Origin of the sequence: Sporosarcina sp. P13 (assembly GCF_002743055.1) — a bacterium.
In the GTDB taxonomy this organism is placed as follows: domain Bacteria; phylum Bacillota; class Bacilli; order Bacillales_A; family Planococcaceae; genus Sporosarcina.
Genome location: NZ_PDYM01000027.1, coordinates 33,809 through 43,710, shown reverse-complemented (window position 1 = coordinate 43,710; position 9,902 = coordinate 33,809). Strand labels below are relative to the sequence as shown.

Annotated in this window: 6 protein-coding genes; all 6 read right to left on the bottom strand. The window is 39.7% G+C overall.

Annotated features, from left to right (window positions below; all coding sequences use genetic code 11):
- Positions 1 to 1,045: 1,045 nt before the first annotated feature.
- Complete coding sequence (gene gyrA, locus CSV79_RS12020; protein ID WP_099689302.1) at positions 1,046 to 3,550, bottom strand: DNA gyrase subunit A; 2,505 nt, start codon at positions 3,548 to 3,550, stop codon at positions 1,046 to 1,048.
- Between the two features lie 72 nt (positions 3,551 to 3,622).
- Positions 3,623 to 5,545: a DNA topoisomerase (ATP-hydrolyzing) subunit B gene (gyrB, locus tag CSV79_RS12015; RefSeq protein ID WP_099689301.1), complete on the bottom strand. Its 1,923-nt coding sequence runs from the start codon at positions 5,543 to 5,545 to the stop codon at positions 3,623 to 3,625.
- A 41-nt stretch (positions 5,546 to 5,586) separates the two neighbouring features.
- Positions 5,587 to 6,705: a DNA replication/repair protein RecF gene (gene recF, locus CSV79_RS12010; RefSeq protein WP_099689300.1), complete on the bottom strand. Its 1,119-nt coding sequence runs from the start codon at positions 6,703 to 6,705 to the stop codon at positions 5,587 to 5,589.
- Positions 6,695 to 6,934, bottom strand: coding sequence for a S4 domain-containing protein YaaA (yaaA, locus tag CSV79_RS12005; protein ID WP_099689299.1), 240 nt, complete (start codon positions 6,932 to 6,934; stop codon positions 6,695 to 6,697). Before yaaA ends, recF begins: the two co-directional genes overlap by 11 nt.
- 119 nt (positions 6,935 to 7,053) lie before the next feature.
- Positions 7,054 to 8,190, bottom strand: a complete 1,137-nt coding sequence (gene dnaN, locus CSV79_RS12000; RefSeq protein WP_099689298.1) for a DNA polymerase III subunit beta — start codon at positions 8,188 to 8,190, stop codon at positions 7,054 to 7,056.
- 171 nt (positions 8,191 to 8,361) lie between these two features.
- The gene (dnaA, locus tag CSV79_RS11995; RefSeq protein ID WP_099689297.1) at positions 8,362 to 9,711 is read right to left on the bottom strand and encodes a chromosomal replication initiator protein DnaA; all 1,350 of its coding nucleotides are present in this window, start codon (positions 9,709 to 9,711) and stop codon (positions 8,362 to 8,364) included.
- Positions 9,712 to 9,902: the final 191 nt, after the last annotated feature.

The following is a 9,902-nucleotide window of genomic DNA, read 5'->3' as shown; positions in this document are numbered from 1 at the left end:
TTAGCTCGAGTTTCATTTGCTGGCATCAATTAAGATACTCATTTTGTTTATGTCACCGACAGAGTCGATGCACAAACGTTTATTTCGTTAACGTTTTGCTGTTCAGTTTTCAAGGTTCATGTAGTCGCTCTTTCGTAAGAGGCAACTTTTTAATAATACCAAATCGCCATCTTGTTGTCAACACTTTTCTTAAAAGATTTTCTTAGTAAGAATGATGTTTTCGCAACTGCTTAATGCGACGCTTATTAATATACCACCCATCTATTTAAATTGCAAGCATTTCTAATATCTTTTTAAAAATTTCTTGTTTTTCAACCTAAGACGCGAAATATTGGATGCTCTACTTATTGAGCAATATATAGAAGGAACATTTAGCAACGGTCTAAACTAATACATTATTGTTTACAATAATACTACACTAAGTTCTTGCATTCATCTCCGCATAAACAGGAGATGAATACTTAAATGAGTTAAATGAACTTTACTTTCGTGACTTTTCTGTTAGCTAATAAAACAATACGTTCCCCATTACCATCAAATCACTCATGATGTTGAAAATAGCTACTTTCATTTCTTGACGTACAAGTGGAGAGGCTTGAATCATTTGGAAACTAAGAATGACGTGCTTTTCGCTTTACTTAGTTTTTCACTAGTCGAGAATGCTGCTTTATCAAAATTATCTGTTCTACTTTTCCATTTTGCTGTCAGCTAATACACGTGCAATACCTATTTGTAATACCTACCATCTTGGATACCCCATCTGTTCACTGATTAATCCAGCTAAAATCCCTACGCTAATCAAATGATGTGCTTCGTAATTCTGGATTTCGGATAAATTATTCAGACTCCCAGTTACCTTGATATAATTCACTTACCTCTCTGTAATTATTCACCACTATCATCCAATTTGCTTTCTTCTCCATCTATTACCGTATAATTTTTATTGTGGATAGATACCTGAGCAAATTATCATATATATATTATAGAACCGATAAATAAAAAAAGTTATTGAAGCGGCACTTTATGCCCCCTCAATAACTTTTATTCACTCTTTATCATCTAGTTCATCTGAGACTTCTTCAACAATTACCTCGGATTCTTCTATATCTTCTCCATGATCTTCGTCTTTCTCAACCTTTGCGACTGTTGCTACAAGCTCGTCATCTGATAAGCGAATTAATCGTACACCTTGAGTCGAACGACCAAATATTGAAATATCACCAATTGACATACGGATCAGGATGCCATGAATGGTAATGAGCATTAGGTCTTCTTCACCATTAACTGCCTTCATCGCAACAATTTCTCCATTTCGCTCGGTCATATGCATAGTTTTCAGACCATAACCACCACGTGACTGCGAACGGTATTCAATTTCAGGCGTACGTTTTCCATACCCTTTCTCAGTGACTACCAGAATGTCGTCGTTTGGAGCAACTATATCCATGCCAACTACTTCATCCGCTTCACGCAAGCGAATTCCGCGTACACCAGCTGCTGTTCTACCAAGCGGGCGAATACTCTCTTCATCGAAACGAATAAGCATTCCTTGTTTTGAACAGATCGCAATATCTGTCGTACCATCTGTCATCTTCACGGAAATTAGCTCATCATCTTCACGCAAACCTAAAGCAATGAGTCCATTTGCTCGGATATTTGCATAATCCATAATCGATGTACGTTTGATGACGCCATGTTTTGTTGCAAAGAATAAGTAATGATCTTCGCTAAATTCACTAATTGGGATCATTGCAGTTACTTTTTCACCTTTTTCAAAGTCAATAAGGTTGATGATCGGTAATCCCTTTGCTGTTCGGCTATATTCAGGAACTTCATAACCTTTCTTACGGAATACTCGGCCACGGCTAGTAAATAGCAAGATCGTATCATGTGTAGATGTATTTAATAAGTGTTCAACAAAGTCATCTTCGTTTGTACCCATTCCCTGAATACCACGACCGCCACGTTTTTGACTACGGTAAGTATTCGCAGGTAGGCGCTTAATATAGCCTTGGTGAGTTAACGTAACGATGGAGTTCTCTACTGGAATCAAGTCTTCATCTTCTAGCATTTCAGCACCGCCAAGCATAATTTCTGTCCGGCGTTCATCTGCAAAACGTTCTTTGATTTCAGTTAATTCTTCCGTAATAATTTCAATCACTTTTAGTTCATCTGCTAAAATAGCACGTAATTCTGAAATAAGTGTTAGAAGTTCTTGGTATTCTGATTCGATCTTGTCTCGTTCCAAACCAGTTAGACGTTGCAAACGCATATCCAAAATGGCCTGCGACTGACGATCAGACAACTCGAATGTTTCCATCAAGTTTGCTTTCGCTTCAGCTGTTGTTTTAGACGCACGGATTAATGCAATGATCCGGTCAATATGATCAAGTGCTATACGTAATCCTTCCAAGATATGTGCACGGTCTTCGGCTTTGTTGAGCTCGAACTGTGTACGACGACGAATCACTACTTTTTGGTGCTCCAAGTAGTGGAATAAGATTTCTTTCAGTGACAAAACTTTTGGTTGCTTGTCTACTAGTGCCAGCATATTAATTCCGAAACTAGTCTGCAAGGCAGTTTGCTTATATAGATTATTCAACAATACATTGGCATTTGCATCACGTCGTACTTCAATGACAATCCGCATACCTGTACGGTCTGATTCATCCGCCAAGTGCGTAATGCCGTCAATTTTCTTATCGCGCACGAGTTCCGCAATTTTTTCAATTAATTTAGCTTTATTCACTTGGAATGGAATTTCCGTCACAATAATGGTTTCACGGCCATTTGAAGCAGTCTCTATTTCTGCTTTACCACGGATAATAAGTGAACCACGACCAGTCTCGTAGGCGCGTCTGATTCCGCTACGTCCAAGAATCATACCGCCTGTTGGAAAGTCTGGCCCTGGTATAATTTCCATCAACTCTTCTGTTGTAATTGCACTGTTTTCTGCCAATGCAAGTACTGCGTCAATAGTTTCACCTAGATGGTGAGGAGGTATATTTGTTGCCATTCCCACCGCAATTCCCGATGTCCCGTTAACTAGTAGGTTAGGATAACGTCCTGGCAAAACCGCTGGCTCTTTCTCCTGTTCATCATAGTTTGCTTGGAAATCTATCGTGTTCTTATTGATATCACGTAATAATTCCATCGCAATACGAGACATACGTGATTCTGTATAACGCATCGCTGCAGCACCATCACCGTCCACAGAACCAAAGTTCCCGTGACCATCAACAAGCATATAGCGATAACTGAAGTCTTGCGCCATACGGACCATCGTGTCATAAACTGCACTGTCACCGTGTGGGTGGTACTTACCAATAACGTCCCCAACGATACGTGCCGACTTTTTATGTGGTTTATCTGCTGTAATCCCCAAATCATGCATTGCATATAAAATACGTCGATGTACTGGCTTCAAACCATCTCGAACATCCGGTAGCGCACGAGAAACAATAACGCTCATCGCATAGTTCAGAAAGGATGTTTTCATCTCTGTATTAATATTTATTTCTTGCACTCCGCCTCTTGGCAAATCTGCCATGTTGTCAAGCTCCTTTCACCACTTACGTCTATAAATTCAACTACTGCCAACCCACTAGCGGTTGACGACTGATCAGGTGTCGATATTTTGTACAAAAACAGCGTTATCTTCAATGAATTTTCTGCGCGGTTCTACTTCATCGCCCATCAATTCTTCGAATGTAGCATCTGCTTCCATGGCATCTTCGAGACGAACTTGTAGGAATGTACGCTGATCTGGATCCATCGTTGTTTCCCATAGTTGCTCCGGATTCATCTCACCTAGACCTTTATAGCGTGTGATATCTGGCTTTGGAGAAGCAGGCATACTTCTCAAAATCTCTTGTAATGCTTCTTCATCATAACAATATTCTTCTTTTTTCCCTGCGCGCACACGATAAAGCGGTGGCTGTGCAATATATACATAACCTGCTTCAATTAACGGACGCATGAAACGGAAGAAGAACGTTAATAATAACGTACGGATATGTGCACCGTCTACGTCAGCGTCTGTCATGATGACAAGCTTGTGGTAACGTGCTTTCTCCAAATTAAATTCCGAACCGATTCCTGTACCAAGTGCTGTAATAATCATACGAATCTCCGCATTACCGAGAATCCGGTCTAAACGTGCTTTTTCTACGTTCAAGATTTTACCGCGTAAAGGTAAAATTGCTTGGAAGTGGCGATCCCGGCCGTTTTTAGCTGAACCACCAGCCGAGTCACCCTCAACAATATACAACTCACTGATTGACGGATCTCTGGAAGAGCAGTCAGAGAGTTTCCCAGGCAAGCTAGACACTTCTAGTGCGGATTTACGTCGCGTCAATTCACGGGCATTCTTCGCAGCCATACGTGCTCTCGCAGCCATCGTACTTTTATCAACAACTTTACGAGCTACTACAGGATTTTCAATCAAAAACCGCTGCAACGCTTCGGAAAATAATGAATTTGTAATTGTACTCACTTCAGAGTTTCCAAGCTTTGTTTTCGTTTGTCCTTCAAACTGAGGATCTGGATGTTTGATAGAGATAATTGCCGTAAGTCCTTCACGCACATCATCCCCCGATAGATTGCCATCCGCATCTTTCAATAAACCACTTTTTCGTGCGTAGTCGTTGATGACACGTGTTAATGCTGTTTTAAAGCCTGACTCGTGTGTACCACCTTCATACGTATGAATATTATTAGCAAATGACAGAAGATTTTCCGCATAGCCACTATTGTATTGCATAGCAATCTCTACTGAAATTCCGTCACGTTCTCCCTCGATGAAGATCGGATCTTCAAAGATTGGCTCTTTGCTTTCATTCAAATGCTGAACGTATGATTTAATGCCACCTTCGTAATGGAATACATCAGATTTTGTTTCTTCACCGCGCTCATCAGTAATTGATATACGTAATCCACGATTTAAATAAGCTAGTTCGCGCAAACGTGTAGCAAGTATACTGTACTCATAAACAGTCGTTTCTGTAAAAATTTCGGCGTCTGCTTTAAAACGTATAGCTGTTCCAGTTTCGTCAGACTCTCCAATTACTTCTAGCTCTTTTGAAACAGGACCTCTAGAAAATTCAATAGCAAATAGCTTGTTGTCACGTTTAACGTAAACCTCTGTTTTCTCGGACAATGCGTTAACGACGGATGAACCTACACCATGTAGACCACCGGAAACTTTATAACCGCCGCCACCGAACTTTCCACCGGCATGAAGAACGGTCATTATAACTTCTACAGCCGGTCTTCCTGTGGACTCCTGTATGCCAACTGGAATCCCACGACCATTATCTTCTACGCGTATCCAATTGTCTTCTTCAATTGTTACTTCTATGTGATCACAATAGCCAGCGAGTGCTTCGTCAATACTATTGTCTACTATCTCCCACACAAGGTGATGAAGCCCTTTTGCACTTGTTGTTCCAATATACATACCGGGACGTTTTCGGACAGCTTCAAGACCTTCTAATACTTGTATCTGATTTGCATCATAAGCTGGCTGCATATCTTTCTCTTCCATTGCCAAGGTGTTCACCTTTCCTTTCCAAACCTAGCAAACCGCTACTTTCTACCTTTCACAGAACCAGCATGCACCTCAAAAATAGCTGCTTGCTGGATCGTATCATGATCGATTCCCGTAATATTTGTCGTTGTGACAAACGTTTGAACCTGTCCTTGCATCGAACTCAGTAAGTGTGATTGACGATAATCATCTAACTCTGATAACACATCGTCCAACAATAAAATAGGTGTTTCCCCTACTTCCTGCTTCACTAGCTCAATTTCCGCCAGTTTTAAAGAAAGTGCCGTCGTTCGTTGCTGACCTTGTGATCCATATGTTTGGATGTCATACCCATTAACAAAAAACTGCAAATCATCACGATGTGGACCTACCAATGTCAGTCCTCGTTCTAACTCGCGCCTTCGAACACTTTTCAACTGATTCGCAAAAATAGTTTCCATTTCTTCTACAGTCTGCCCAGAATGCAGATCTTTTAAAGTTCCATATGAAACTTCAAGTGTTTCTAGGCCACGTGATATACCCTGATGAATTGGATTTGCCCATTTCTGCAGCAATTCCATGAAGTAGAAACGCTTACGAATAATTTGTACCGCTACTTGAATATACTGTTCTGTATAAATGTCGAACATTACATCCTGCAGGTCCAACTTGCCTCGATTCGCTTTTAGCAAAGCATTTCGTTGTTTCAACACTTTTTGAAAGTTAACTAAGTCATGCAAATAGACTCTTGAAATTTGTCCTATTTCCATATCTAAAAAACGTCTGCGTAGTTGTGGGCTACCTTTGACAATATGTAAGTCTTCAGGTGCGAACATCACGACATTCATTTGTCCCACGTACATACTCAAACGATTTTGTTCCAAGTGATTAACTTTTGCTTTCTTGCCTTTTTTAGAAATCGTTAACTCTAATGGCATATGTCCAAATTTACGTTCTACGTGCCCTTCTATTTTACCACACTCTTGTTCCCAACGTATGAGTTCACGATCATTTGATGTGCGATGGGATTTTGCCATCGCTAATACATAGATCGCCTCCATGACATTGGTTTTTCCTTGGGCATTTTCACCGATTAATACATTCATTGTTGGAGAGAACTGTAATTCTAGGGAGTCATAGTTTCGATAATTTGTTAACTGTAGCCGATCAATATACATCCGACTGTCCAGATTCATCCACTGACAGTTTAAACTTTCCTGCACCCGGGATATTCACGACATCACCGTCATATAATTTTTTACCACGACGTTGTTCTGGTTCACCATTTACATACACTACGTTTTCTCCTAAATACCATTTTGCCATACCGCCTGAACTAATAATATTTGTCATCTTTAATAACTGGCCTAATGTAATATATTCTGTATTAAACTGTACGTTTTCCATGATTTCTCAATCCCTCACAATTTAGTCTGTCCCTCTAGTTTACCTAACTTTTCACAATAAGTAAAAAGGATAGCCAACGTATGACTATCCTTTCTCTAGTTATTTTCTTTATTCACAAATTAAAATGTTCGAACCGGCAAAATTAATTGCAATATTTCTTCACTGTCGACCGATTTTAAGATGAATGGGCGCATACTACCCGTGAAATGAATTTTCAAGTCTTGACTATCAATAGCTTTAAGTGCGTCCATCATATACTTTGCACTAAAAGAAATTTTTAATGGTTCCCCTTCAATGTGTACAGCTTCCACCAATTCTTCTACATTACCCACATCTGGTGAATTCGAAGAGATTTGCACATGTGGACTACCGTCAGTAGAAAAATGGACAATATTATTACGGTCTTCACGTGCAAGTAATGATGCCCGGTCAATCGCTTGGAGTAAATTCCGTCCATTAATCGTAATAGACGTTTTATATTCACTTGGTATAAGACGAGATGTATCTGGGTAGTTTCCTTCAAGCAATCTTGAATAGAACAATACGTTATGCAGTTTAAATAACACTTGCTGGTTAGCAATGAAGATTTCTACTGCGGTGGAATGATCCGGCAAGATCTTACTTAATTCTTGAAGACTTTTACCTGGAATTACCGCATTAAATGGCGTACTTGCTTGAACCTCAGGTGTAATAATTCTACGAGCTAAGCGGTGGCTATCTGTCGCTATACAATACAGCTCATCTTCTTTCATCATCCACTGGACACCCGTCAATACTGGACGTGTTTCTTGTTGAGATACGGCAAAGACTGTTTCTCGAATAATAGACTTCATCAAGTCCGCCGGTAGTTCAAACCGTTCGGCATCTTGAATATCCGGTAAAATAGGATATTCGTCTGCACTTTGGGCAATAATATGGAATTCAGACTGTCCAGAACGAATATGCGTCTTCATCCCATCACGTAATTCAATCATTACTTCATTGGTTGGCAGTTTACGAATAATTTCATTGAATACTTTTGCCTGAAGTACTAGTGTACCTGGCTGAATCATTTTAATAATTTGTGTACCATCTTCTTCTAAAGGAATAAATGTGGAGATTGTTATATCTGAATCACTTCCGGTCATTGTCAATCCTTTTTCCGTGGCATTTAACTTTATACCTGTCAAAATCGGTGTTGTTACTTTTGAACTGATTGCTTTGATGACATCGCTTAATCCATCCAACAATCTGTCTCGCATAATCTCAAACTGCATCTCGGTACCTCGCTTATATAATAATAATTAAGTAATTAAATATAGTAGTAATAGTAGTAGGGCCTGTGGATATGTGGAAAACCGCCACAAACGTATAAGTTTCTAAGTTTCCCACATGTGTATAAAAGGTGGACTACCCTGCACAGCTTGTCCACAGTTATCCACAGTTTCTTACGCACGGCCTAATGTCTTTTTAATATCTTGAATATCTTGTTGCAAAGATTTATCTATATCTAGCTGTTTTGAAATCTTCTCGTGCGCATGAATTACAGTGGAATGATCACGCCCACCAAATTCGGAACCAATTTTGGGTAATGATGAATCCGTCAATTCTCTCGATAAATACATCGCAATTTGACGTGGGAATGCAATAGCTCGCGTTCGTTTCTTCGCAACAAAGTCTTCTAACCGTATATTGTAGTGTTCCCCAACGGATTTCTGGATATCCAATATGGTAATGATTCGTGGACGAGAATTCGGAATAATGTCTTTTAATGCTTCCGCTGCTAGATCCGTCGTAATATCCGCATTTACGAGTGAAGAGTATGCAACCACGCGGATCAAGGCCCCTTCAAGCTCGCGTATATTCGAGTCAATTTGATTGGCGATGTATAACATTACATCATTAGAGATATCAATAAGCCCATCTGCTTTGGCTTTTTTACGTAAAATTGCAATCCGTGTCTCTAAGTCCGGCGGTGCAATGTCAGTGATTAATCCCCACTCAAAGCGTGAACGCAGCCGATCCTCCAGTGTAGGAATTTCTTTTGGCGGACGGTCACTTGAAATGATGATTTGCTTAGATTCTTCGTGCAACGTATTGAATGTATGGAAAAATTCTTCTTGTGTTTGTTCTTTTCCTGCCAAGAACTGAATATCATCAATTAATAGTACATCTACATTACGGTACTGATCTCTAAAATCACCGGCTTTATTGTCGCGGATTGAGTTAATGAATTCATTGGTGAACTTTTCAGATGACAAATAAACGACTTTCAATGAGGGATTTTGCTCCAATACATAATGGCCAATTGCGTGCATTAAGTGTGTTTTCCCTAGTCCTACTCCACCATAAATGAAGAGAGGATTATACGCTTTAGCAGGCGCCTCTGCGACGGCAAGTGAAGCGGCGTGCGCAAAACGGTTACCCGAGCCAATAACAAATGTATCAAACGTATATTTAGGATTCAGCATACCAGCAGAGTTTGCCATAGGAACCTTCTCTACTGCTTTTGGCTGTGTTTTAGGTAACTTAATATCTTGTTCAGCCATATCTTGTGGAACAACAAACTCTACGATCCGGTCTTCTCCAGTTAACTCCGATAAAATACCCGTAATTAAATGAACGTAATGCGTTTCCAACCAATCTTTAGCAAATGAATTGGGAACTGCAATCGTTGCATTTTCCGATTCATACGTCAGCAACTTGGTCGATTTTAGCCAAGTTTCAAAACTTGGTTTCGAAACGCGCGTTTCAATATTTTTTAATACCTGTTCCCATAAACTCGATAGGTTTTCCAATCGTGTGCCTCCTTTACGATAAGATTATAAAAGCCGGGAATCTGCTTATGCACAGTATCCAGGCTTGTGGATAAAAATTATCGAAACATGTTGAAAAAACTATCCACATAGTATTCACATATGTGGATAAGATTTATTGTAAAAATTATATGCACAATAAAAGCTTTTTTATTGTAACAGGGAAACTGAAT